This is a genomic window from Colwellia sp. MB3u-55 (assembly GCF_014076785.1).
Taxonomy (GTDB): Bacteria; Pseudomonadota; Gammaproteobacteria; order Enterobacterales; family Alteromonadaceae; genus Colwellia_A.
Genome location: NZ_JACGUS010000122.1, coordinates 487,916 through 511,075, shown reverse-complemented (window position 1 = coordinate 511,075; position 23,160 = coordinate 487,916). Strand labels below are relative to the sequence as shown.

28 protein-coding genes and 1 pseudogene are annotated in these 23,160 nt (G+C 37.2%); 17 read left to right on the top strand and 12 right to left on the bottom strand.

The annotated features are described in order from the left end of the window. Positions 1-5: 5 nt before the first annotated feature. The 8 genes from hpf to H4J66_RS18460 all read right to left on the bottom strand — a co-directional run bounded on the left by hpf (position 6) and on the right by H4J66_RS18460 (position 6,258). The gene (hpf, locus tag H4J66_RS18495) at positions 6-293 is read right to left on the bottom strand and encodes a ribosome hibernation-promoting factor, HPF/YfiA family (protein ID WP_182176376.1); all 288 of its coding nucleotides are present in this window, start codon (positions 291-293) and stop codon (positions 6-8) included. Positions 294-316: 23 nt separating this feature from the next. Further along, positions 317-1,825 carry an RNA polymerase factor sigma-54 gene (locus H4J66_RS18490; protein WP_182176375.1) on the bottom strand — a complete coding sequence of 503 codons (1,509 nt, stop codon included), beginning with the start codon at positions 1,823-1,825 and terminating at the stop codon, positions 317-319. Positions 1,826-1,904: 79 nt separating this feature from the next. Next, complete coding sequence (lptB, locus tag H4J66_RS18485; RefSeq protein ID WP_182176374.1) at positions 1,905-2,636, bottom strand: LPS export ABC transporter ATP-binding protein; 732 nt, start codon at positions 2,634-2,636, stop codon at positions 1,905-1,907. After that, entirely contained in the window at positions 2,633-3,175 is a 543-nt protein-coding gene (gene lptA / locus H4J66_RS18480; protein ID WP_070374881.1) for a lipopolysaccharide transport periplasmic protein LptA, read from the bottom strand. Before lptA ends, lptB begins: the two co-directional genes overlap by 4 nt. Beyond that, positions 3,156-3,722 carry an LPS export ABC transporter periplasmic protein LptC gene (gene lptC, locus H4J66_RS18475; RefSeq protein WP_182176373.1) on the bottom strand — a complete coding sequence of 189 codons (567 nt, stop codon included), beginning with the start codon at positions 3,720-3,722 and terminating at the stop codon, positions 3,156-3,158. Before lptC ends, lptA begins: the two co-directional genes overlap by 20 nt. After that, positions 3,719-4,264: a 3-deoxy-manno-octulosonate-8-phosphatase KdsC gene (gene kdsC, locus H4J66_RS18470; RefSeq protein WP_182176372.1), complete on the bottom strand. Its 546-nt coding sequence runs from the start codon at positions 4,262-4,264 to the stop codon at positions 3,719-3,721. The genes lptC and kdsC overlap by 4 nt, the downstream gene beginning before the upstream one ends. A gap of 1 nt (position 4,265) precedes the next feature. Continuing rightward, on the bottom strand, positions 4,266-5,231 hold the full coding sequence (locus H4J66_RS18465; protein ID WP_182176371.1) for a KpsF/GutQ family sugar-phosphate isomerase: 966 nt from the start codon (positions 5,229-5,231) through the stop codon (positions 4,266-4,268). Between the two features lie 43 nt (positions 5,232-5,274). Continuing rightward, a complete protein-coding gene (locus H4J66_RS18460; RefSeq protein ID WP_182176370.1) occupies positions 5,275-6,258 on the bottom strand; it encodes a calcium/sodium antiporter in 984 nt (327 codons plus the stop codon). 316 nt (positions 6,259-6,574) lie between these two features. Between H4J66_RS18460 and mlaF the strand changes: the two genes are divergently transcribed. The 10 genes from mlaF (at position 6,575) to H4J66_RS18410 (ending at position 13,259) form a co-directional block, all read left to right on the top strand. After that, positions 6,575-7,381, top strand: a complete 807-nt coding sequence (mlaF, locus tag H4J66_RS18455; RefSeq protein ID WP_182176369.1) for a phospholipid ABC transporter ATP-binding protein MlaF — start codon at positions 6,575-6,577, stop codon at positions 7,379-7,381. Beyond that, entirely contained in the window at positions 7,381-8,157 is a 777-nt protein-coding gene (gene mlaE, locus H4J66_RS18450; RefSeq protein ID WP_070374875.1) for a lipid asymmetry maintenance ABC transporter permease subunit MlaE, read from the top strand. The genes mlaF and mlaE overlap by 1 nt, the downstream gene beginning before the upstream one ends. 56 nt (positions 8,158-8,213) lie before the next feature. Further along, the gene (gene mlaD, locus H4J66_RS18445) at positions 8,214-8,681 is read left to right on the top strand and encodes an outer membrane lipid asymmetry maintenance protein MlaD (RefSeq protein WP_070374874.1); all 468 of its coding nucleotides are present in this window, start codon (positions 8,214-8,216) and stop codon (positions 8,679-8,681) included. A gap of 29 nt (positions 8,682-8,710) precedes the next feature. Beyond that, a complete protein-coding gene (locus H4J66_RS18440; RefSeq protein WP_182176368.1) occupies positions 8,711-9,343 on the top strand; it encodes an ABC transporter substrate-binding protein in 633 nt (210 codons plus the stop codon). A gap of 37 nt (positions 9,344-9,380) precedes the next feature. After that, the gene (locus H4J66_RS18435; RefSeq protein ID WP_182176367.1) at positions 9,381-9,695 is read left to right on the top strand and encodes a lipid asymmetry maintenance protein MlaB; all 315 of its coding nucleotides are present in this window, start codon (positions 9,381-9,383) and stop codon (positions 9,693-9,695) included. 12 nt (positions 9,696-9,707) lie between these two features. Continuing rightward, entirely contained in the window at positions 9,708-9,965 is a 258-nt protein-coding gene (locus H4J66_RS18430) for a BolA family protein (protein WP_070374871.1), read from the top strand. Between the two features lie 28 nt (positions 9,966-9,993). Further along, entirely contained in the window at positions 9,994-11,256 is a 1,263-nt protein-coding gene (gene murA / locus H4J66_RS18425) for a UDP-N-acetylglucosamine 1-carboxyvinyltransferase (RefSeq protein ID WP_182176366.1), read from the top strand. Positions 11,257-11,533: 277 nt separating this feature from the next. Further along, complete coding sequence (locus tag H4J66_RS18420; protein WP_182176365.1) at positions 11,534-11,983, top strand: SMI1/KNR4 family protein; 450 nt, start codon at positions 11,534-11,536, stop codon at positions 11,981-11,983. Beyond that, positions 11,973-12,575 carry a flavin reductase family protein gene (locus H4J66_RS18415; protein WP_182176364.1) on the top strand — a complete coding sequence of 201 codons (603 nt, stop codon included), beginning with the start codon at positions 11,973-11,975 and terminating at the stop codon, positions 12,573-12,575. Before H4J66_RS18420 ends, H4J66_RS18415 begins: the two co-directional genes overlap by 11 nt. A 123-nt stretch (positions 12,576-12,698) precedes the next feature. Next, positions 12,699-13,259, top strand: coding sequence for a TrmH family RNA methyltransferase (locus H4J66_RS18410; RefSeq protein WP_182176363.1), 561 nt, complete (start codon positions 12,699-12,701; stop codon positions 13,257-13,259). Positions 13,260-13,302: 43 nt separating this feature from the next. Here the strand turns inward: H4J66_RS18410 and H4J66_RS18405 are convergent, their stop codons facing one another. Both H4J66_RS18405 and H4J66_RS18400 read right to left on the bottom strand, forming a co-directional pair. Beyond that, the gene (locus tag H4J66_RS18405; RefSeq protein ID WP_259368449.1) at positions 13,303-14,067 is read right to left on the bottom strand and encodes an endonuclease/exonuclease/phosphatase family protein; all 765 of its coding nucleotides are present in this window, start codon (positions 14,065-14,067) and stop codon (positions 13,303-13,305) included. Between the two features lie 502 nt (positions 14,068-14,569). Beyond that, positions 14,570-14,761 carry a DUF3185 family protein gene (locus H4J66_RS18400; RefSeq protein WP_182176362.1) on the bottom strand — a complete coding sequence of 64 codons (192 nt, stop codon included), beginning with the start codon at positions 14,759-14,761 and terminating at the stop codon, positions 14,570-14,572. A gap of 441 nt (positions 14,762-15,202) precedes the next feature. Between H4J66_RS18400 and H4J66_RS18395 the strand changes: the two genes are divergently transcribed. Genes H4J66_RS18395 through H4J66_RS18380 form a run of 4 tightly spaced genes read left to right on the top strand, consistent with a single transcriptional unit; the run spans position 15,203 to position 17,559 of the window. Beyond that, positions 15,203-16,165, top strand: a complete 963-nt coding sequence (locus H4J66_RS18395) for a CsgG/HfaB family protein (RefSeq protein ID WP_182176361.1) — start codon at positions 15,203-15,205, stop codon at positions 16,163-16,165. A gap of 11 nt (positions 16,166-16,176) precedes the next feature. Further along, positions 16,177-16,482: a hypothetical protein gene (locus H4J66_RS18390; RefSeq protein ID WP_182176360.1), complete on the top strand. Its 306-nt coding sequence runs from the start codon at positions 16,177-16,179 to the stop codon at positions 16,480-16,482. A gap of 16 nt (positions 16,483-16,498) precedes the next feature. Further along, positions 16,499-16,855: a DUF4810 domain-containing protein gene (locus tag H4J66_RS18385; protein WP_182176359.1), complete on the top strand. Its 357-nt coding sequence runs from the start codon at positions 16,499-16,501 to the stop codon at positions 16,853-16,855. A 5-nt stretch (positions 16,856-16,860) separates the two neighbouring features. Then, on the top strand, positions 16,861-17,559 hold the full coding sequence (locus H4J66_RS18380) for a GNA1162 family protein (RefSeq protein ID WP_182176358.1): 699 nt from the start codon (positions 16,861-16,863) through the stop codon (positions 17,557-17,559). 125 nt (positions 17,560-17,684) lie between these two features. On the opposite strand, the pseudogene H4J66_RS18375 reads toward H4J66_RS18380, so the two are convergent. Together H4J66_RS18375 and H4J66_RS18370 are read right to left on the bottom strand one after the other, a co-directional pair. Next, a pseudogene (locus tag H4J66_RS18375) lies at positions 17,685-17,989 on the bottom strand (ABC transporter permease); the annotation flags it as partial. 347 nt (positions 17,990-18,336) lie between these two features. After that, a complete protein-coding gene (locus H4J66_RS18370) occupies positions 18,337-18,693 on the bottom strand; it encodes a hypothetical protein (protein WP_182176357.1) in 357 nt (118 codons plus the stop codon). An 861-nt stretch (positions 18,694-19,554) separates the two neighbouring features. Here H4J66_RS18370 and H4J66_RS18365 point away from each other — a divergent pair. The 3 genes from H4J66_RS18365 to H4J66_RS18355 all read left to right on the top strand — a co-directional run bounded on the left by H4J66_RS18365 (position 19,555) and on the right by H4J66_RS18355 (position 23,127). Then, positions 19,555-20,745: a site-specific integrase gene (locus tag H4J66_RS18365; protein WP_182176356.1), complete on the top strand. Its 1,191-nt coding sequence runs from the start codon at positions 19,555-19,557 to the stop codon at positions 20,743-20,745. 527 nt (positions 20,746-21,272) lie between these two features. Beyond that, positions 21,273-22,118 carry a response regulator transcription factor gene (locus H4J66_RS18360; RefSeq protein ID WP_182176355.1) on the top strand — a complete coding sequence of 282 codons (846 nt, stop codon included), beginning with the start codon at positions 21,273-21,275 and terminating at the stop codon, positions 22,116-22,118. Between the two features lie 346 nt (positions 22,119-22,464). Next, on the top strand, positions 22,465-23,127 hold the full coding sequence (locus tag H4J66_RS18355; RefSeq protein WP_182176354.1) for a hypothetical protein: 663 nt from the start codon (positions 22,465-22,467) through the stop codon (positions 23,125-23,127). Positions 23,128-23,160: the final 33 nt, after the last annotated feature.

The following is a 23,160-nucleotide window of genomic DNA, read 5'->3' as shown; positions in this document are numbered from 1 at the left end:
CAGCATTAATGCTGATTCGTTTTACCTTTGTACTTTAATATTTGCCGGTCAAGCTTAACAACAAGACTATCAATAGAGGCATACATGTCAGCATTTTCAGCTTTTGCATGTAAATCAGAGCCACTAACGTGAACAGTCGCTTCAGCAATTTGATTTGATTTTTCAACGGTGAGAACAACATGTACATTATTGATATGATCAAAATGTCGGCTTAATTTTGTCATCTTAGTCGTGACGTTTTCTCGTAAAGCTTCGGTAATGTCAACATGGTGGCCAGAAAGATTAATTTGCATAAGCTTAATTCCTCATCTTTTCGTTAAAGTAAACTTTTTCGTTGGTTAGAAGGTGGAATAGAAAGTGACTCTCGATATTTTGCTATGGTACGTCGAGCTACATTTATCCCTTGGTCGGCTAATAAATCAGCCATTTTACTATCACTAAGTGGTTTTGCTGGGATTTCGGCAGCAACAAATTTTTTGATTAGTGCACGAATAGCTGTTGATGAGCATTCGCCACCGCTTTCGGTGCCAACATGGCTTGAGAAGAAAAACTTCAGTTCGAAAATTCCACGTGGCGTATGCATGTACTTTTGTGTTGTCACTCGTGAAATGGTTGATTCATGCATATCGACAGCTTCGGCAATATCATTTAAAACCATTGGACGCATGGCTTCATTACCATGTTCAAAAAAGCCAATTTGACGTTGCACAATACAGTTTGACACTTTTAATAAAGTATCATTACGGCTTTCTAAGCTTTTAATAAACCATTTAGCTTCTTGTAAATTTGAGCGAATAAATTGTGTGTCCGCTGTCGACTTCATCGAACGTGACATCGAAGCATATTGCTGATTCACCGAAAGTTTTGGCGCAGTATCAGGGTTTAATTCGACCACCCAACGGCCATTTTTCTTTTCAACAGACACATCAGGAATAACGTACTGGTCGTCACTCTTCATCACACTATCGCCGGGTCTAGGGTCAAGTGATTGAATAAGACGTACCACTTCGCGCAGTTGGTCTTCTTTCAGTCGAGTTTTACGCATTAATGTACGATAGTCTCGGCTACCCAGCAGATTAATATGGTCACGCAAAACTAACTTACTTTCTGCTAGCCAAGGTGTAGCTGGGTCAAATTGATTAAGTTGAATGATTAAACATTCTGAAATTGAACGAGCAGCGACGCCGACAGGATCAAAGAGGTTAATACGTTTTAGTACCACCTCTATTTCATCAAGCTCTACTCCTTCAATGGCAACACTCTCTAAAATGTCTTCACTAGATACCGTTAAGTAACCGGCGTCATCAACCGCATCAATAATTGCTGTCGCTATAGTGCGGTCTGTTTCGGTAAAAGGGCTTAATTCCATTTGCCAGCGCAAATGATCTTGAATAGAGTCTTGGGTCTCGCCTTGGTAAGTATAATCTTCTGAAGAGGGGCCTGAACTTGAACTTGCTGCACCAGCTGTGTAGTTATCATCCCAAGTGGTATCCATGTTTAATTCTTCAGGGATATCGTTTTTGTCCATGGCTTCAGTAGTGGTGATTTCATCAATGGTAGGCGTAGCGTCTTCGCTACCATCAGAAGCTGGGGCTTCTTTAACATCACCAGTACCGGCAGTGTGAGCTTCTTCAAGGTTGTCAGTACTTTTATCTTCGGGATTATTTGAAGACTCATCCATTTCTAATAATGGATTGCTTTCTAAGGCTTCTTGAATTTCTTGTTGAAGCTCTAACGTAGACAGTTGCAGCAATTTGATTGCTTGCTGCAATTGTGGCGTCATGGTTAATTGTTGTCCTATGCGGAGTTGTAGAGTAGGGCGCATTTAGGTCATTAACTTCCTATTATTTTTAATGGGATATTTTCGTTTTTTTCATACGAAGATATTATTCACTTACTGACTACTATAGCGTGAATTGTTCACCAAGGTATACATCTCTTACATGTTGATTTGCAAGAATTTGATCTGCAGTACCTTCTGCAATAAGTTCACCATGACTAACAATATACGCATGTTCACATACATCGAGAGTTTCACGTACATTGTGATCAGTGACCAACACACCAATGCCACGTTCTTTTAAGTGTAGAATAATTTTTTTAATATCACCTACTGAAATTGGGTCAACACCAGCAAAAGGTTCATCTAATAAAATAAATTTTGGTTCAGCAGCTAAAGCGCGGGCAATTTCTACTCGGCGGCGTTCACCACCCGATAAGCTCATGCCTAAATTATCTTTGATATGACCTATGTTGAATTCTTCAACAAGATGTTCTAATTTTTCTTCACGTTCAGCATCTGATAATTCTTTTCGTGTTTGTAAAATAGCCATAATATTATCGTAAACACTGAGTTTTCGAAAAATAGAGGCTTCTTGTGGTAAATATCCGATGCCTTTTCTAGCACGCTCATGCATAGGCGCTAACGTCAGGTTTTCGTCATTTAAAATAATATCGCCACTATCACTTTCAACCAAACCAACGATCATATAAAAAGAAGTTGTTTTTCCGGCACCATTTGGGCCCAGTAAACCGACTATTTGTCCTGCTGAAACTTGCATACTGACATTTTTAACCACTTTTCTGCCTTTATAGGCTTTGGCAAGGCCTTTTGCCATTAGGGTGCTAGTGCTCATAAATTAATTTTTTCCTGAGTTTTCGCGTCTGTGGTTGTCGCTTTAATTTTTTCTTTTGGCTGAAAAATCGTTTTAGTGCGTTCGTTAGATTTACTTTCAGCATTAACATACTGAGTGGCAATATTGTAAGTAATTCTACTGCCACTAACTTCACTGCCTTCTTGCTGTAATAGCGCATTTCCTGAAATGATCACTAAATTATTTGCAGGCTCATATCTTATTTCGTCGGCTTGTAAGCTAAGTGGAGTGCCATCGGCTAAGGTTTGTTTAAAGGTTGCTGGCTTCCCTTTAGCGATGTAGGTTTTTTCTTCACTGCCTGATTGAGTCAGCACTTGTACTAAATCAGCACGTATAACTAATGAACCTTGAGTGATCACCACGTTATCAATATAGCTGAATATTTTATTTTTAAGATCAACGGCTTGTCTTGAAGCGTTAATTTCAATCTTTTGTTTTATATCAAATTTTTCAGCGAAAGCTGACGAAAATAGCGGAGTTGATAACAATAAGCACAGTAGGCTATTTTTTAACAATTTCATAAATTGATTTCACATGTTTAGTTAGTGTCATTTGGTTGGTGTTTAAGTCGACAATTAAACCTTTACCATCGATGGTAAATCCTTTACCGATAATTTTAATTTCTTGTTCTGAACTTATGATGTTAGTTTTTAGATCAAGTTCAAAGTATTTTCCTTGAACTTCTTGTAATAAGCTATCGGGATCTGTTGCTAACAGGCGGACATGCTTTTCTAATTTCACCCGGTTGTTATTGTATAATATGCCTTCATTGGCAGATATTTTCCATGCGGGCGCATCATTTTTTGGATGAAGTGTGTATTGAGGAAACTCAAAGTTGGTAATACTTAACTCAGGGTAATGTTCCATACGATGGGCATCAACAACATAAGCTAAACTTCCTTGATGTTTATAAACATTACTGTGTAAATTTTCGGCAATAAAATCAGGGGTCAGCGTCTTATCAATCGCTTGTAATTGTGGTGCTGAGGAATTTCTCCATTCAATTATACCGTAAACGCCTCCCGCAATTAGAAAAAACAACAAAGTTAAACTATAAAGTCGATTCATATACTCGCACCCGAAGCATTTGCTAAGGTGTTTTGGCTAAGCATGATTAAATCGCATATTTCTCGAACAGCACCAAAACCGCCATGGTTAAAAGTGGTGTAATTTGCGATAGATAAAATACTTGGGTGGGCATCTTGAACAGCAATACCCAAGCCTACGGCTTTGATACACTCATAATCAGGCATATCATCACCAATATAAGCAATTTCCTCGAGGGATAACTTTAATTGCTTAGCCATCGTTTTCAAGGCGGGTAATTTATTTTCTTCACCTTGCACTATATATTTAACATTTAAGGCTGACATACGTGTTGCGACAATATTTGATGTTCTCCCGGTGATCACCGCTACATCGACACCGCTGGCGCCTAATGCTTTTATGCCGTAGCCATCTTTAGTGTGAAAAGCTTTTAATTCTTCACCATCGTTACCCAAATAAATACGGCCATCAGAAAAAACGCCATCAATATCACATATCAGTAGCTTTATTGTTTTCATGGTATTGAATGCTGTGTCAGTAATTTCGCCATAGAGTGTTTGCATATTAGATAAGACCTGATTTTAGTAAGTCGTGCATATTCATTGCGCCAATAGGTATATTATTGTCATTAACAATAATTAAACCATTAATTTTTTTGTCTTCCATGATCTTTAAGCCTTCGGCGGCTAGCATATCTTGATGAGCCACAGTGGGATTTTTTGTCATCACTGATGCAATAGTATCGAGATGTATATCAATACGTTCATCAAGAATACGACGTAAATCTCCGTCAGTGAATAAGCCTTGTAATTGACCACTCTCGTCGACTACCGCCGTCATCCCCAAACCTTTTAACGATACTTCAACCAACGCATCCTTAATTTTAGCATTAGCATTTACAGTTGGTAAGCGCTCACCACTATGCATTATATCGCTAAGACGTAGTAATAGGCGTTTTCCTAAACTACCACCGGGATGAGAGAGTGCGAAGTCGTCAGCGGTAAAGCCGCGAGCATTTAATAAGGCAACAGCGAGTGCATCACCCATTACTAGGGTTGCTGTGGTACTTGATGTTGGCGCTAATCCTAGTGGACAAGCCTCTTGTGAAACAGCAACACAGACATGGGTATCGCCTAGTTTTGCTAAGGTTGAGGCTGGATTCCCCGTCATCGCAATAAGTTTAGCGCCAATACGTTTTATGACTGGCACTATTGCTAACACTTCACTGGTTTCGCCCGAGTGCGAAATAGTTAACACGACGTCATCACCGGTAATCATACCTAAATCACCGTGACTTGCTTCACCAGGGTGAACAAAAAAAGAAGGTGTACCGGTGCTCGCCAGCGTTGCAGCAATCTTGCCACCGATATGGCCTGACTTGCCCATGCCAGCAATAATAACCCTACCTTTACAGTTAAACATTAACTGACAGGCATATTCAAAGTTCTCATCAATGTACTGGGCTAACTCTGCAATAGCCTGTTGTTCTATGTGAATAACGTCTAACGCTAGCTGTTTAAAATCGTTCATTATTAGCCCGTTTTTATTTTGTAAATTGCTATTATAGTGTTTGTTATTGCTTTATTTGACTAAAAAGTAGCGCTTGATAAGCGATAAAAGCGCCTATTAATAACAAACCTTTTAAGCGGCCAATGCAAAACTTTCCGGCACGACGAGTAAAACACAGTATAAATAATAATACGGTAACGCCAAGCATGTAAGGAGCGTCACGTGCTGCGGCATCTGAATCTACTTCGCCCGGTGCAATTAAGCCAGCGAGCGAGAGTACGGCTAAAATATTAAAGATATTAGAGCCAATAATACTCCCTAGCGCTAAATCATCTTCTTTCTTGATAATACTCATAATACTTGCCGCAAGTTCTGGCAAGCTTGTGCCAACGGCAATAACGGTCAAACCAATCACTAAGTCACTGATGCCAAATGCTTTAGCAATAAAAACGGATGAATCGACCAGGTAGCTAGCACTCATAGGTAAGAAAATAATACCAACGACTAGCCAAAGTAAAGATTTAGGTTTGCTAACCGCGTCTGGCACTTCTTGTTCTGCTTCAATGATCAATGGATCATCAATTGGCCGAGTTTTAGAGGCTCTTATGGTGATAAAAAGTAACGCAAATATATAAACAAAAAAGCCGATCATCAGTGATAAGCCTTCGTTAAAGCCAAAGTAATCGTCAGAAAGCATCCAATAGGCTAGGGCGGTAACAATTAAAATTAATGGAATTTCTCGTCTTACCGTTGATGAGGAAACGTTTAAAGGTTGAAATAATGCTGTTATACCGAGTACCAAAGCAATGTTAGTAATGTTTGAACCGATTGCGTTACCGATAGCTGTATTATTGTTACCGTCTAAAGATGCTGTCGCTGCAATCATCATTTCTGGAGCAGATGAACCCATGGCAACAATAGTTAAACCAATAATCATCGGTGAGATACCAAAATTTCTTGCTAATGATGAGGCACCAAAAACAAATTTATCAGCACTCCATACCAGAGTAACAAGTGAAACAAGTAAAATTAGAATCTGTAATAACATTAAGGGCTCCTATATTAAGAGCGTAAATTGTCGCTGGTTGCGAAGCAAAAACAAAGAGAAATAATCAGATCTTGGTAAAAAAGTGCCCAAAAGGCGGTTTTTTTACATGCCATTGTTAAAAAATAGCCAAAGTAAAAATTTCGTTAAAGCAAAAATATATCTTCTGAGAGTAAAATCTTACACTTTATTACGTTTTTACACGCTTTCTTACGATTTTTATTTACATTTTTAACGCAATTTTAATGACGTTTTTTGATTGCTCAGGTAAAATTCACCTGACTTTAATAATAACAACCAGTGACGTTATATAAATCTTATGCCTGAAAACTTGGTCGATATCCAGAACCTTACGTTTAAACGTGATGAACGAGTGATCTATGATGATATTAGTCTGTCGATCCCTAAAGGAAAAGTTACCGCGATAATGGGGCCAAGTGGTATTGGTAAAACCACCTTATTACGTTTAATTGGCGGTCAACTCAGACCCAATTCAGGTAAAATACTTTTTGATGGACAAAATATTCCAACATTATCACGCAGTGCACTTTATGAAGCGCGTAAACGTATGAGCATGTTGTTTCAAAGTGGCGCGTTATTTACCGATATGAGTGTTTACGACAATATTGCTTTTCCGATGCGCGAACACAGTACCTTGTCAGAATCGTTAATTGAAAAAATGGTATTAATGAAACTTGAGGTCGTTGGTTTACGCGGTGCACGAAATTTAGCACCTGGCGAACTTTCTGGTGGCATGGCACGAAGAGTTGCCCTTGCCCGCGCTATCGCCTTAGACCCTGAACTTATTTTGTATGATGAGCCTTTTGCGGGACAAGACCCTATTTCAATGGGTGTTATTGTTCGTTTAATAAAAGATTTAAATGAAGCATTAGGTTTAACCTCAGTTGTGGTCTCACATGACGTTACAGAAGTAATGAGTATTGCCGATTACATTTATATTATTGCTGAAAAGAAAATTATTGGTCATGGCACACCGTCAGAGATAAGTAAGCAAACATCACCACTGGTGCAACAATTTATTCAAGGTGAGGCTGATGGTCCCGTACCATTTCATTTTCCTAGCGCCCCTTATCAATATGAATTAATGGGTAAGGAGCCTAAATAATGAATAGTTTACAAAGTTTAGGGCATAACATTATTGCCACGATTACGGGATTAGGGCGAGCAATAGTTTTATTACTTTCTGCATTGCTTCATGTGCCGAATGTACGTAAAGGCTTCCCTCTATTGGTGCAGCAGTTATATTCTGTTGGCGTACTTTCACTGATGATAGTGGTGGTATCCGGTTTATTTATTGGCATGGTTATCTCGCTACAGGGCTATACTATTTTAGTGGGCTATGGTGCTGAAGGCAGCTTAGGACCTATGGTCGCACTCTCTTTACTCCGTGAATTAGGCCCTGTGGTTGCGGCATTATTATTTGCAGGACGTGCAGGTTCTGCATTAACCGCCGAAATTGGTTTAATGAAAGCAACAGAACAATTATCAAGTTTAGAGATGATGGCAATTGATCCGTTACGTCGTGTGATTGCGCCAAGATTCTGGGCAGGGTTTATTAGTTTACCTTTGCTAGCCGCTATTTTTTCTGCCGTAGGAATATTAGGTGGTCATCTTGTTGGTGTTGAATGGTTAGGCGTAGACAGTGGCACATTCTGGTCAGTGATGCAGGCTCAAGTTGATTTTCAAAAAGATATTCTTAATGGGGTGATAAAATCGGTTGTTTTTGCTTTTGTTGTCACTTGGATAGCTGTTTATAAAGGTTACGATTGTGTACCAACATCAGAAGGTATTAGTCGAGCGACAACTTCAACAGTTGTACAATCATCATTATTGGTTTTAGGGTTAGATTTTGTATTAACAGCATTAATGTTTGCGAGTTAATGTTTGCTGTTAGTTAATTATTTATAATAATTTTTATTTTAGGTTTGGTGGAAGACATGGTGTCGAAAAAAATTGAGTTAATGGTAGGTTTATTTGCAGCAATAGGTATTGCTGCGTTGCTTATGCTTGCGCTGAAAGTTGCTGATAGCGGTATTTCCGGTAATAGTGAGACATATCAACTTTATGCTAAGTTTGATAACATTGGCGGTCTAAAAGTTCGTTCAGCGATAAAAGTGGGTGGTGTTGTTGTCGGTCGTGTTAGTCATATTACCATCGACGCAAAAGATTATACGCCGGTAGTCACTTTAGATATTTATACACAGTATATTAATTTTTCAGAAGCAACGTCGGTCTCTATTTTAACCGCAGGTTTGCTGGGTGAGCAATATGTTGGCTTACGACCTGGTTTTGTTGATGAATCGGTAGGCACGCTAGTTCCAGGTGACTTCATTGAAGATACTAAACCAGCATTAGTACTAGAAGAATTAATAGGACAATTTTTATTTAGTCAAGGAAGTGACTAGCTGGTTTACCAATGGAGAGTAGAAATATAATGAAAAAATTATTTACAGTAATAATCGCTTTAGCATTAATGGTGAGTATTAGTGCAACAGCAAAAGCGGTTGATAGTAAAAATCCGTACGCGATGATCGAAACGGTAGCGAAAGTAACGTTTAAACGTTTTTCTGACGAACAACCAGAGATTCGTAAGAACCCTGAAATATTGAAAGATATCGTTCGTGAAGAGTTGATGCCTTACATTAATTACCGATATGCAGCATTGAAAGTTATCGGTTTTAAAAACTTTGAACAAACAACTTCGCAAAGCAGAGCTGATTTTGTTGATGTTTTTAGAGAGTATTTAGTTACCTCATATGCACAAGTCTTTACTTTGTATAAGCAACAAGAAGTTGAATTTGAACCAGAAAGAGACTTTGATGACGCTAAGGTTGTTGCTGTTAGAACCTCGGTTTTAGACCCAGGTAGACCCCCTATTGATATTTCATTTCGTGTCAGAAGAAATACTACAACCAATGAATGGAAAGCTTACGATATGGTCGCCGAAGGTGTTAGTTTACTTGATAGTAAAGAAGTAGAACTTAGCGGCTTAATACGTCAAAAAGGTTTGCCATACGTTACTGAAATGTTAAAAGAAAAAAGCGATCAAAAAATCGTTTTTAAGTAGCGTTAATAGGCTATTTCTGTGATGATTAGGAATTGAAGTGAAGAAAATTAGTTTTATTGAAAAAGATTCCAGAGTTGTTTTTAGTGGTGAATTAACCTTATTAACTATTGATAATTCATTTGAAAAAAAATCAAAAGCTTTGATTAAATCAGGGGTATTAATCTTTGATTTGTCGAATGTTTCAAAAGTCGACACGGCTTGTTTAGCTTGGTTACTTGCCATGCTAGAATTAAGTAATAAGACTGACTGCCAATTAACTTTTGATAATTTACCAAAAGATTTAATTAAATTAGCTCAGTTAAGTTGTGTTGATATGTTCTTACCAAAAACTGATAGTACCCTTAATCAGTAACCGGAGATAAATGTGGAAGTTTCAGATATAGAAAAATTACTTAATGATGCCCTAGAACTTGATGAGTTACATGTTGCATTTGATGGATCACAATGCAAAGTGATTGCGGTTGCAGACTTTCTTGGTGAATTAAGCCGTGTAAAGAAGCAACAAGCAATATATGCACCTTTAGCAGAGACTATTAAAGCGGGTGCAATTCATGCGGTATCGATTAAAACTTTCACAACGTCAGTGTGGCAACGTGAAAAAATGTTTAATCTTCCGCTTTAAATTTTCATAACCAAATAAGAATATTCTATTGGATGCATTTAAAATAACAGGTGGTACGGCCCTAAAGGGTGAAGTAACCATCTCGGGCGCAAAGAACGCCGCTTTACCGATATTAATGTCAGCACTTCTCTCTAAGACACCGATTACATTTAGTAACGTTCCTAAGTTAAATGATATTGAAACGACGATTAAATTGCTAAGTCAATTAGGTGCTAAAGCTCATTGGTCTGGTGATAATGAATTAGTTATTGATGCAAGTACCATAGCTCATTGTCGTGCATCTTACGAGTTAGTTAAAACTATGCGCGCGTCTATATTAGTTTTAGGTCCGTTATTGGCGCGCTTTGGTCATGCAGAAGTTTCTTTGCCTGGCGGTTGTGCTATTGGCGCAAGACCGGTGAATTTACATATTCATGGTTTAAAGTTAATGGGCGCAGACATAGACGTTGAAAATGGTTATATCATTGCTCGCAATAATGGGCGCTTAAAAGGTGCGACCATTTTTATGGATACGGTAAGTGTTACCGGCACTGAAAACTTGATGATGGCTGCAGCATTAGCCGACGGTATTACCACGATCGAAAATGCTGCCCGCGAACCAGAAATTGTTGATTTAGCTAAGTGCTTAAACGCTATGGGCGCTAAAGTTTCTGGCGCAGGTACAGATACACTGAGCATAGAGGGTGTTGCCGAGTTATCAGGCACACAGTATCGTGTTATGCCAGATCGTATTGAAACAGGCACTTTTTTAGTGGCTGCTGCGGTTACTCAAGGCAAGGTTAAGTGTTTAAATACAGATCCTAAAGCTTTAGAAGCGGTTATAAGTAAGTTACAAGAAGCTGGCGCAGAAATTACCTCCGGTGATGATTGGATTGAGCTAACGATGAATCAGCGACCAAAAGCGGTTAATATTCGCACTGCTCCTCATCCTGCTTTTCCTACGGATATGCAAGCACAGTTCGTGACAATGAACGTAATTGCAAAAGGTATGGCAACGACAACAGAAACTATTTTTGAAAATCGTTTTATGCATGTTCCTGAACTACAACGCATGGGAGCTGATATTAGTCTCGAAGGCAATACCGCTATTTCTTGTGGTGTTGAATCACTTAACGGTGCGCAAGTAATGGCAACAGACTTACGTGCATCAGCAAGTTTAGTGATTGCTGGCTTAGTGGCGACCTCAGAAACACAAGTTGACCGTATTTATCATATTGACCGCGGTTACCAAAATATTGAAGATAAACTACAAGCACTTGGTGCGAATATTACACGCATTAAAGCGAGTTAGTCTGAAATTAAGATAAAAGATACGATTGATTAAAGCACCTTTTTAGGTGCTTTTTTTATCGCTCAATATAATGAATGGCTTAGCTGCATATTATCAGTGTTGTTATTTTGCTGAAATAACCAGATAAGTAAACTCGTTACGCTATTAATTAGCAATACCCTATTCTCTTAAACTGCTAGAATGCGACGTTATAGGTAAGCTTGAACAAAGCACGATAAATTGGCAAGTTATAAAGTGTTCAATACAAATAACACAGTAACAGAATGAGAGTATCCAGATGAATAGCATTGATCTTTTTGTAAAAAATTGGGGCAGTAAAAGCGCCATGGTACCGATAGCCAGTGAGGATATAACCGAGCTAGAATTAAAATTATCTGCTTACATGCCTGATGCATATAAATATTTGATCTCGACTTACGGTTTGGTACACACGCCAAATGTATTAACTAAAATCTGTGATTTAGGTGTCGATATTACCGAAGTACAAGATTTTTTAAGCCTTGATGATGTTTTTTCGCTCTCAAAGTTATATGAAATGACCGGTATGCCAAAAGGCCATATCTTGTTTGCATCTGATTGTAAGGGCAGTATGTTTTGCTTCAAACTTAGTGATTGTACGCACAGACAAGCAGACAGTGCAGTATGGTTCTATGATCACACGGCGGTAACGGTAAAAAAGGTCGCTAATTCTTTTACAGAATGGCTGGAGGCATTTAATGAACTTTGATATTACAGAACTTGGCGTTCAGGAAAAATATCGCCTACTCAATGGTGGTGTTACACCAAGACCAATCGCTTGGATCAGTACACGTTCTAAAGACGGTGTTGACAATCTTGCTCCTTACTCTTTTTTTACGGTGGCCAGTTGTAATCCTCCGGTACTTCTCTATACGCAGGTAACGCAACGCAGTGGTCTTGATAAAGACACCTTACAAAACTTAAGAGAAACGGGTGAATGTGTTATCAATATTGTAAATAGCTCATTATTGGCCCAAATGAACAAAACAAGTGCCAGTATTAGTCTCGATGAAAGTGAGTTTGACTTTGCCGGGGTTGATAAAATAGGTAGCTGTAGCGTGGCACCATTTTCGGTTAAAGCGTCGCCAATTCGTTATGAATGTACATTAAGAGAACTTATTACTCTCGGTGATTTACCTGCTGGGGGAACGCTTGTGCTTTTAGATGTAAAGTCTATTTATGTACGTGATGACCTATACAACGAAGCAGGGATAAACCAAGTGTTAATTGATTCTGTTGGTAAAATGGGCGGCGATGGTTATAGTCTCACTTCAGAATACATAGCCCTTGAACGCCCATAAATTGCAATAAAGGTTTGTTTAATTAGTTAACCGTGACGAACTGAAAATATCAAATATCGACCTCATCGATTAGTCAGACGACTAATCGGTGAGGTCGATTAGCATCTAATAAGAGCCGCTATCATGCATTCAAAAATACAATTAAGTAAAGAAGATCTCCGACAAGATAAACCGACCCGCGACGAATATGTGAAGCAGGCAAAAATTCCTTTAATATTGGTTTTAGATCATGTCACTAATAGCTACAACATAGGTGCATTTATTCGTTTGGCGGATGCTTTTGCTATTCAAAAAATTATTGTTTGTGGCGAACTCACAATCTCTGATAAAAAATTGAAAAAGGCCTCTAGAAATGAAGCGAAATGGGTCGATATTGAATACAGTGACAGCACGACGGCAAGCTTACAATCATTAATAGACGACGGTTATACTGTTTTTGGCGTAGAACTCTGTCAGCAGTCGGTTGACTATAAAGAGATGACCTACCCAACTGCTTGTGCATTAGTGTTAGGTAATGAACGCAAGGGCGTAAGTGAAGCGGCATTAAAGCTAAGCCATCATCAAATACACATTTCTATGTTTGGTATGGGTAATTCTCTGAATGTATCAACGGCTGGTGCTATCGTCTTAGCTGAGTGCGCTGATCAAATCCGCAAAATATCAGCAAATATAGTTACGGATTAATCCGTTATAAAACGTTAGCCATTAACACAGAACGTTTATTGGCTTAACTTGTTTCACCGGGCTTTGGTACATCACCTTTACTAACATTTTGTTGTTCAGATATTTCTTGTGACCACTTATGCTCAGCCGTGTCTGCTTTTATAGCTGCTTGATTATTACAACGCAGTGCAGTAAACGATAGTTGGGTTAACAGTGGAAAATGGTCTGAACCGATTGACGGTAAACGCTTAATTTTTTGCAGTGTAAAATGTTTGCTGTGAAACAAATGATCTAAAGGCCATCGAACCAATGGGTAGTCGACATGAAAAGTGTTAAATACTCCTCGTCCAACGCGAGGATCGAGTAAACCACTAATTTTATGAAACAGTCGTGTGGTAGCTGACCAAGCAACATCATTAAGATCGCCTGTCACAATAACGGGTTGTTCACTGTCAGCAACACTTCGAGCCACAATCATCAGCTCAGCATCACGCTCTGCAGATTCAGTATTCTCTGTTGGGCTTGGCGGCGCAGGATGAAGAAAATGCACTCGCACTTTATCGCCGCTACGTAATTCTATTGTGGTGTGTATTGATGGAACATCTTTTTCAACTAAATAACAGATTTCTTGTTCGGCGATAGGTAATCGTGAGAATACATGCATGCCATAGAGGTTATCAAGTGGGCATTTAACGCTATAAGGCATGTCAGTTTCTAGGACGTTAAGCTGTTCTTCCCACCATAGGTCTGATTCTAGTGTGACTAGCACATTGGGCTGATGTTTTTTAATCAGTGCTATCAGTGCATCGGCATTACGATTGGGTGTCAGAACATTTGAAGTAATAATACTAAGTTGTTTATCAGCATCAGATTCAGTAGAGTTTTTAACCTCTTTGGGATAAATAAAAGTATAGGGTATTATTCAAGATAACTGCCATATCAAACAAAGCGTTGTGCTAATAATCAGTGCCTGCGTACTTACTCTTTGGGGATCAAGAAAAATAAAATAGGCGAGTAACAAAATCGTTGCAAGTATAGTGAACTGTAAGCAAGGAAAATCCATACCTCTAACAATCCAACGGGGATGTCGAGACAAGGGCAAAAGGGTTGTTAGCACAGTAAACAGGGTGAAAAATGTGAGTATGGTTAACATTGATAGCCTAATCTTGTCCGCTTAATCTTAATATCTTGCTACTGTCGATATTTTCGTAATTGATTTTTACTGATGCTTATAATAGTTGAAAATAGAATGAACTATTTATTGAAATAAATAGCGCTAAGCCTAGTTTACCCGTAAGCACTTATAGGTGTTAACGGGTAAAAATCAACGCTTACTTTACTCTTGTGATACCGATAACAACAGCAATAACACCACCGATCATTCCTGCCCAAGCTTCAATAGGCGTATCACCGCTTAACGTACGAGTAAGTTGAGCGCTAGCTGAGTCATAAATGTTATAACCCCAAATCGCGAGAGCAACACCAACAATGATAAGGGTAATACCAATAATTTTATTATTCATTTCTACTCCAAATATTTATAAGACGATAGTTTAATCGCGTGAATACTAACGAAAGCATATAACGCTACGTTAACAGTTTATCTACCACTTTCACCAATCAAAATATAATTCGACAATTTAATCACACGGTAAAAACGTAAATAAACTCAACATTAGCTTAAGTGGTAGGCCTACAGATGAAAATTTCCCATCGAAATTGCCACTTTAAATAGGACTTATAGTTAACTTTTATCACTGATATTGTACTTTAGCCGAGTTGGCTTACCTTAATTATGTAAGACATAACGTACATAATTAAGTGTACATAGACTACATTTAGCTTTTTTTATATATGTATAATATTACTATTAAAATTTGTAACTACATGTAGTGAATGTAATTTTATTAAGACTTTAACGGTACATTGAAGTATCGATATTATAAAAAAAGGAACGTACCACCATGAAAAAATTGTTAATTGTATCATCTTTGCTACTTGCATCAGGTTGTGCAACGGTAAAAGATTCAACCGTCACGGAGACGAAACAAAAAAAGGCGGCTGTTAGCCAAACATTGCAAGCGGATGTCGTCAGTAAAAAATACCTTAAGCGCAAAGTTGCGATAGGACGTTTTACTAATGAAACTAAATACGGACAAAGCTTCTTTATTGATAAAAATAATGATCGTATTGGTAAGCAAGCTATGGATATATTATCGGCTAAGTTGTTTGAAACTGATCGATTTATAATGCTTGAACGTGCAGATCTAGCGCAAGTTGAAAAGGAACTTTCTATTGGCGGTGAGACGAGTCTTAAAAATGCGGCTGACTTCTTAATTGTTGGCTCTATTTCAGAGTTTGGCCGTAAAAACACCAGTGAAGTAGGAATTTTTTCAAGAGTTAAAAAACAAGAAGCCAATGCAACAGTAAACATTCGATTAATAGATGTATCAACAGGCCAGATAATCTATTCTGAGTCTGGTAAAGGGATCGCATTCTCTGAAGCGGGCAGTGTCATGGGCGTTGGTGATAAAGCAGGCTATGACAGTTCGCTTAATGATAAAGTGCTTAATGCGGCTATTACCGATTTAGCCTCAAATGTTATTGAAAACATGCTTGATAAACCTTGGAAATCTTACATTCTCTCTTCAGATGAAGGTAACCTCATTATCTCTGGCGGTAAATCTCAAAATATTTCTGAAAATTCTAAATTTACTGTTTATAAATCAGGTAACAAAGTTAAAAACCCACAAACAGGAATGTTTATTACCTTACCCGGAAAACCTATAGGTAACATTGTTGTGCTGACCTCTATGGGTGACACCCCAGAAAGTGAGATATCAATTGCTTCAATTTCAACAGGTGATTTTAGTCAATACATTGCATCAGGTGACTTCTCTTCGTTATACATTCAAGAAAGTAAATAAAGGATTATAAAATGAAATTATTAAAAATATCATTGTGTGTTTTTATTGCCATGTACTTAAGTGCTTGTGGTTATAACGAAGGAGTTCGAACTGCTGAGCCCGTATCATATGTTTACTTCACTGGAAATGCTGAAGGGGCAGAAGTGACAGTAGGTAAAGGAGAGGCTTTCGTTGTTGATAAATTAGGTGCACGTAACATTTATAAGGTTGCTACGGGTAAACAACAAGTAACGATCACCAAGAATGGTGTAACAGTAGTTAACAGGATTGTACTGTTAGGTGACGGCCAATCAAAAGAATTTAATGTACCTAAATAACAGCTAAGGACTCACAATGAAAACTAAAATTTTAATGATGGCTTGTGCAGTACTGCTAGCAACTGGTTGTGCAAGTGGGCCTAAGCCTATGTATGACTATGGCGAATATTCAGAGTCATTCTATGCAATGAAAAGAGATGCGGGTGAAATTTCTGAAGGCGAATGGAAGTTTGCGTTAGAAGATGTTATTCAACGCTCTGGTAACCAAGGATTACGTGTTCCGCCTGGCGTATACGCCAATTTAGGTTATTTACACTTAAAGTTAAATGATACCACCAAGGCAATTTCCTATTTTGAGTTGGAAAAAAGTGTTTATCCAGAATCAGTTATCTTTATGAATAATTTGATCAGTAAAGTTAAGGTACAGGGATAGTGATTATGTTTAATAAGTCTAGAACGTTGTTGGTTGCTCTCGTTGTTGTTTTTGTTTCAGGCTGTGTGAGTAACAACCTCGTCACTAAACTAGACGAATTCCCAGAGATGTATAATGAAAAACCACGTTCATTATTAATAATGCCACCAATCAATTTAAGTACGGCAGCAGATGCGAAAGATTATTATGCGACTACGGTAGAAATGCCTATCGCGTTTCAGGGATATTATACTTTTCCATATGAGCTAACGTCAGAAATATTGAAACAAGAAGGTATTTATGATGCTGAACTTGTTTACGACATGCCGCTTAATAAATTTCATGAGTACTTCGGTGCGGATGCGGTGTTATTTACCAAAATACTTAAGTGGGACACTAGCTATTTGGTTATTGCTTCAAGCTTAACCGTATCAATTGAAGCAGAAATAAAATCAACCAAAACATCTTCGACCTTATGGAAATATACCGGCACGGTTGTTGTTGATCTTAGTGGTGGAAATAATGGTGGTGGTTTAGCTGGATTGATTGTTGGCGCAATAGCTACAGCGGTAAACACGGCAGCAGCTGATTACACCCGTTATGCAAGACAGGCTAATAGCCGGTTTGTTGGTACAGTACCGGTAGGGCCTTACCATCCGCTCTACCTTAAAGACCAGAAAGTTCAAATTCTGCAGCAAGCCTCAGAAAATAATAGTGCTAAATAACTCACTATAAATAATGCAGGATATTGTGTGAAAATAAAATATAAAAGTGGCTTAGTTTCGCGACACTTTTATATTATTTTCTTCACTCAAATACCTCACCTTATGCAATGAAACCATCATGTAAGCTAGTCGAGTGTTTTCTTAAAACGCAGCGCTGAAACAAGTAAGCCAAAACAGGTAAAAGCAATTAACCATAGCATATCAAAATTCATTTCAATAACGTCAACATCACGAAATACTACAGCTCTTATTAAGCGAATAAAGTGTGTCGCTGGCAGTGCCTCAGCAATAATTGTCCGGGCAGTGGCATACCTTCATAAGGGAACATAAAGCCAGATAATAATATAGATGGCAGTAAAATTAATATTGTCATTTGCATTGATTGTAATTGGTTTTTAGCAATTGTAGATATAACTAAACAAGTACTCAGCTGGCGAAAATAATAGTTTTATACATATACAGTTCAATTAATCACCTTGGTCAAAAAAAAATCACTTTCTTTCTGTCATATTGATTAAAATACAATGTTTTGGCAAATATTACAGCTTATTTCCTTAATTATATCGGTTATATTTTGTTAAAAATATAATAAAATATTGCTAAGTTTGGTTTACGTATCAGTGTTTCTTAACCTGATATCTCACCTTCTGTTTAAATCAATATTCAGTAGTGCTGAAACAGATATATTTGCTTAGCCTGATGTTGAAATAATCTCATTACCTGGTCTATTCAAAGCTATAAAAAAGGTCACTAGTATGACTAGCGACCACTTTAGGCTTAATGCTCCTGAGGATAGGCGACAACCCAATCAGTTGGTTCATCACCTTGTTTATCAAATTTATATTTAACAGAATCAAATCCACAGCTTTTTACGAGCCCATTAAAGTCAAAAGGTTGCTTTACGCCTGCTTTTGATTCCATGAATGCCGCATCGCTTGGTATCATAACTTTTGCATGTTCGGCTGAGATCACAAATGCAGCTTCGGCTAATATCAGATCGTTATTATGGCGCTTGATAATCTGAGCATTTCCTAAGCTATTTCCATCTAAATCTTTGAACTCGAACTCTTCTGGATGATTAATCTCGATAACATCACCGCCATCAAGTTGATATGCAATTAACATGTTTACCATTGTTTATTTATCCCTATTTTATTTGTTTTTATTTCTTAGAGGGCTTTGAACAATCATAGCCTAGTAAGCAAGTCCGATCTTATACTACATTAAAAATAACAAATTATTATTGATATGAACGTACTTAAAACAAAGTTTTGCTAATAATTTACTATTAACCATGATAATCAATAAGCCTTCGTAAGAATAAAACCTCTATAGCTAGCATTAAAGAGTAAATAATCTACTTAGTTGTGTAGATACAAAATTTGCAAAGCTAAACGCACTTTTATAAACAACTAAACCGCTTAGTCATTAGCTTCATTAACACTTTGTGAGTAACGTTTATAGATTTATTATGAACCTAAAACTAGAGGTCGTAAACCACTTCAGAGTACTCCATTACCGACTCTTGTAAGAACATAATAGGTTGAGATTATACGTATAGTAAAACCACCCTCATCCGATATGTCAAAAGTTTAGCACTCATCTTATATTCAAGCAGTGGATCTTTACACCAACACTACTGTGGTAAGCCTACCGTTTTGAGATATCTTAAAGGGGGAGGGGATTTATGCAGATTTTTGACACCGCAAGAGTGAGTGTTATCGCACATGACATTATTGGAGTCACTAAAACAGAATAAAATTTTCACAATACATTTTTAATGGTGAAAGGTGACTACAGTGATAACTACAGTTAATTTTAAGATTGAAATTTATTGTTAGTAAATACTTATGAGGATAATAATATTTGAAGTGGTGGCCCCTCCCTGAATCTAAGAAACACTAGAGTACGGGCTGCGGGACGATTTTACCACTGTTTTTAAAGGCTTTTTTATCTTTTTTTACACCTATGTCAACTGTAAAAAAGGGTGTAAAAATGAAAATAGAAACTACTTTCTCGTTCACAGACAAACGAATAAAACAGATTAAAGCACAGTTAAGCACTAAAACCTATTCGAACAATAAGTTTGGAAATTTAAAGCTGGTTGTTACCCCTAACGGGACTAAAACATTCTATGTTCGCTTTAAAGCTAAAACTAAAAGTTATAATGAAAAACTAGGAAGCGCTGATTTATTAAGTCTAAATGATGCGCGTCATAGGGCTGTCGAATTTATCAATTATATAAGAGGAAATATTACCGCTCAAAGTGTGCGAGATAACATTGTATCAAGTTCAAAATTTAAAACGGTACATGATGTATTTAAAACATATAGAGACAATGAACTATGTCAGCGACAAACTATTGCTGGCAGAACGCATGCCCTTGAAGTTTCGTATGAATGTCACATCAAGAAAAAAATAGGCCAGATGCCAATTGAAGAGCTAACCAAAAAGTTTACCCGTAGCCTTTTTAGAGAGTTAGAATCTCTAGGTTACTCGGTTCATAATCGATGTTTAAGTGCCATTAAATCGGCGTTTAATTACGTATTAGATTATGAAGATGATTCAGGATTAACAGCTAACCCTTTTGGTCGAATTAAAAAGTTGGCAGGTGTTAAGAGAAGCAGATACCTCACACACAAAGAAGCAAAGCTTTTGTTAAAAGCACTTGATGTCGAAATGAATCAAGATGTCGCTGACATATACAGAATGGCATTATTTACAGGCGCTAGACTTTCAAATGTTAAAACCATGCAATGGCATGATATAGACTTAATATCAGGTGTTTGGTTAATCCCTGCAAGTAATACTAAAACAGCTCATCACTATGAAATTCCGCTACATGACTATGTTTTAGATCTTTTGAAAAAAAGGGGGGATTTATTTACTAATGAAAAATTTGTTTTCCCTTCCAAGACATCCAAGTATGGCTATATTACAGGTGGTGATCCTATATGGAAATCATCAATTAAGCGGGCAGGTTTATATCATGAAAACCCAAACATTAGACCAAGGCCACATGACTTACGACGAACGTTTGCGACATGGCAAATTCAGTCTGGCGCTGATATCAGTGTTGTTTCTAAAGCTTTGTGCCATACATCTTTAAAGCACACCATGGTATACGCCCACACCAATGTAGATCAGGTTAGAGAATCGGTTAATAAGGCATTTGATATATTCTAAGCTGATTTACGGCATAACTAATTAACTCGATAAGTTATGGGGAGGTTTACAGGCTCTCTGTTTGTAATTCAAGGAGCCCCAGTTCAAGTCATGAGGTGTGACTTGAACAGGGGATTGTTAAAGAGTATATAATCACTTTAATTGCAGATACAAAATTTACAAAGCTAAGCGCATTTTTATGAACAACTAAACCGCTTAGTAATTCGCTTTATCAACTTTTTGTGAGTACCAAAGTATTTTAAACGAAAATCCGTTTAATGTCAGATAGCTCAATGGAGAGGTCTTATATAATAAGGAGTGCTATTAAAATTTAAAATAATTAATTCGAAGAGTCAACTTGTTAAAAATAGCACAAATGTGGTAGTTGTTTGCGCATGTCCTTCAAAGTGACTTTGGTCATTACACTAATGTAACTCACTGTTTACATTGCTAAAGAAATATTGAAGATAAAAAGGATATTACTGACATGTGTGCATATTATATGTTATAAATATCTTTTAATACATATACTTATATATGGATATATAATGCTTAAAAAAGTTCATGCTGATGCTGCTAACTCTGTAATAAGTTTATTAGAACAATCTGCTTCAACATCTGTACTTTCAGCACTTCAGTCTAACTTTACTAAGGGACAAGCAATCGCCTTGCTGGATAACGCTCCCATCTGCATCAAAATATTAGACCTTGCTTTTAACTTAAAATATATGAGCCCTTCTGGAATTAAATCACTCGGTATTGATGATATTAATAACTTTTATGGACGACCTTACCCTTTTGATTTTTATCCACAATTATTCTGTGACGATATGACTGAGAGTTTAAATAGGGCACTGACAACTAATAAGATCGTTAAGCAAGAAGCTAATATAGTTGATCTCAAAGGTAATGAATTACGCTTTCACTCAACCATTATTCCGGTCGAAAGTGAAAGTGGCCAAAATGAAACCCTGTTAGTAATATCCGTTGAAGTACCTGTAACTAATGAGGAGGATATAGAGTTATCAAAGCTTAAAAGCCTTCAAGTGGGGAATTTCATAAATGAGGATTCAAATCAGAATTTCAATTCAAGCTTTATGGCAAAAGTTGAAAATGTTGTACTCGTTAACATGCATGATAATAACTTTGACGTAAACGCTTTGTCCGAACATTTATTTATGAGTCGTTCAACATTACAACGGAAATTAAAAACGGAAACGGGGGAAAGTGCAGCAATATATATTCGTCAAAAAAGGTTGTCTAAGGCGCATGAGTTTATTCAATCTAAGGTTCATAAAACATTAGCAGAAACTGCATATTCTGTCGGTTTTAAGCACGTTGGAAATTTTTCAACATTATATAAAAAGTATCAACTTGCGATAAAAAGTCAGTGACAAATGTCTTATTAAAATCAATCGTTTGAAGTTATTTATTAAAATGACAATTTACTTATTAAATAAATTAATGTTTTTTCAGGTACTTCAAATGAAGGAGTATTAACAAGTAAGAACCTTCTATAAATTTCCAAAACTAAATTCACATCTACTTCGAGTGTAAACACCCCTGTATACTTGGACGTTATCATTAGCGAAAACGGGTCGATTATATGCGAAAGTCGGTCAATATACTCGTTTGGCTATCAAAGGTTCTCAGCTTATTGTTAATATACTTTATTGGAAATAAGGATGATTCAAGAAACATAAAGGTTTTATGGATTTTGTCGTTGTAAATGGAATTTGAATGAATAAAAAATATTTTAATATTAAGTTGTTATTATTGATTGTGCTTGGAATTATTGTTTTAAGCTTTTTTTTGATCACAAGTGAACAAGATAAAAGTGTAGATGCTCAAGTTAGCCAGTCTGCCTTGCTCACAAGTAAAAAGTTAGCCAACCAACCCCAATCTCCTGTAGCACGTATTGTTAAAAATACAGGGAAGATATTATCTATTCAAAATGGGGGCGGTTACTCTTTTATAGAAGTCGAATTACCTTCAAGAAAAACATTAACCTTAGCTGCTGCTAATCTACCGAACAAACTTTTGGTTGGTAATGTAGTCCATTGGGAAAACCCTCGTTTAAGCAAAAATTATTATAGTCATGCACTAAAGCAAAATTTCGAGCGGCTATATATGGTAACAATTAAAGATGAATCAATTAAAGTGGGCGTGATTGCGGCCATTAAAATAGTTGATGAAAATACCTTTCTTAGCGTTCAACAAGAGCAATCTGTTCTCGAACTGATTGTTAAAAATGAGCGTGTTTCAGGTGAGTTACTCGTTGGTAATAAGATCGAGTGGCAACAAGAAAAAACCTCACCAAATAGAAATAACCAACCTCCAAAGATGAATACCCCTCCTAGATCACCAGTGATGGTCGATTGGATAAAAAAGTCAGAAAAATAAATTAATAAGCAAACTTCAATAAATGGAATAACA

What these genes read in the sequence shown, in the direction of transcription:
- hpf (WP_182176376.1), bottom strand. Translation starts at nt 293, where the DNA reads ATGCAAATTAATCTTTCTGGCCACCATGTTGACATTACCGAAGCTTTA.
- H4J66_RS18490 (WP_182176375.1), bottom strand. Translation starts at nt 1,825, where the DNA reads ATGCGCCCTACTCTACAACTCCGCATAGGACAACAATTAACCATGACG.
- lptB (WP_182176374.1), bottom strand. Translation starts at nt 2,636, where the DNA reads ATGAGCACTAGCACCCTAATGGCAAAAGGCCTTGCCAAAGCCTATAAA.
- lptA (WP_070374881.1), bottom strand. Translation starts at nt 3,175, where the DNA reads ATGAAATTGTTAAAAAATAGCCTACTGTGCTTATTGTTATCAACTCCG.
- lptC (WP_182176373.1), bottom strand. Translation starts at nt 3,722, where the DNA reads ATGAATCGACTTTATAGTTTAACTTTGTTGTTTTTTCTAATTGCGGGA.
- kdsC (WP_182176372.1), bottom strand. Translation starts at nt 4,264, where the DNA reads ATGCAAACACTCTATGGCGAAATTACTGACACAGCATTCAATACCATG.
- H4J66_RS18465 (WP_182176371.1), bottom strand. Translation starts at nt 5,231, where the DNA reads ATGAACGATTTTAAACAGCTAGCGTTAGACGTTATTCACATAGAACAA.
- H4J66_RS18460 (WP_182176370.1), bottom strand. Translation starts at nt 6,258, where the DNA reads ATGTTATTACAGATTCTAATTTTACTTGTTTCACTTGTTACTCTGGTA.
- mlaF (WP_182176369.1), top strand. Translation starts at nt 6,575, where the DNA reads ATGCCTGAAAACTTGGTCGATATCCAGAACCTTACGTTTAAACGTGAT.
- mlaE (WP_070374875.1), top strand. Translation starts at nt 7,381, where the DNA reads ATGAATAGTTTACAAAGTTTAGGGCATAACATTATTGCCACGATTACG.
- mlaD (WP_070374874.1), top strand. Translation starts at nt 8,214, where the DNA reads ATGGTGTCGAAAAAAATTGAGTTAATGGTAGGTTTATTTGCAGCAATA.
- H4J66_RS18440 (WP_182176368.1), top strand. Translation starts at nt 8,711, where the DNA reads ATGAAAAAATTATTTACAGTAATAATCGCTTTAGCATTAATGGTGAGT.
- H4J66_RS18420 (WP_182176365.1), top strand. Translation starts at nt 11,534, where the DNA reads ATGAATAGCATTGATCTTTTTGTAAAAAATTGGGGCAGTAAAAGCGCC.
- H4J66_RS18415 (WP_182176364.1), top strand. Translation starts at nt 11,973, where the DNA reads ATGAACTTTGATATTACAGAACTTGGCGTTCAGGAAAAATATCGCCTA.
- H4J66_RS18410 (WP_182176363.1), top strand. Translation starts at nt 12,699, where the DNA reads ATGCATTCAAAAATACAATTAAGTAAAGAAGATCTCCGACAAGATAAA.
- H4J66_RS18400 (WP_182176362.1), bottom strand. Translation starts at nt 14,761, where the DNA reads ATGAATAATAAAATTATTGGTATTACCCTTATCATTGTTGGTGTTGCT.
- H4J66_RS18395 (WP_182176361.1), top strand. Translation starts at nt 15,203, where the DNA reads ATGAAAAAATTGTTAATTGTATCATCTTTGCTACTTGCATCAGGTTGT.
- H4J66_RS18390 (WP_182176360.1), top strand. Translation starts at nt 16,177, where the DNA reads ATGAAATTATTAAAAATATCATTGTGTGTTTTTATTGCCATGTACTTA.
- H4J66_RS18385 (WP_182176359.1), top strand. Translation starts at nt 16,499, where the DNA reads ATGAAAACTAAAATTTTAATGATGGCTTGTGCAGTACTGCTAGCAACT.
- H4J66_RS18380 (WP_182176358.1), top strand. Translation starts at nt 16,861, where the DNA reads ATGTTTAATAAGTCTAGAACGTTGTTGGTTGCTCTCGTTGTTGTTTTT.
- H4J66_RS18370 (WP_182176357.1), bottom strand. Translation starts at nt 18,693, where the DNA reads ATGGTAAACATGTTAATTGCATATCAACTTGATGGCGGTGATGTTATC.
- H4J66_RS18365 (WP_182176356.1), top strand. Translation starts at nt 19,555, where the DNA reads ATGAAAATAGAAACTACTTTCTCGTTCACAGACAAACGAATAAAACAG.
- H4J66_RS18360 (WP_182176355.1), top strand. Translation starts at nt 21,273, where the DNA reads ATGCTTAAAAAAGTTCATGCTGATGCTGCTAACTCTGTAATAAGTTTA.
- H4J66_RS18355 (WP_182176354.1), top strand. Translation starts at nt 22,465, where the DNA reads ATGAATAAAAAATATTTTAATATTAAGTTGTTATTATTGATTGTGCTT.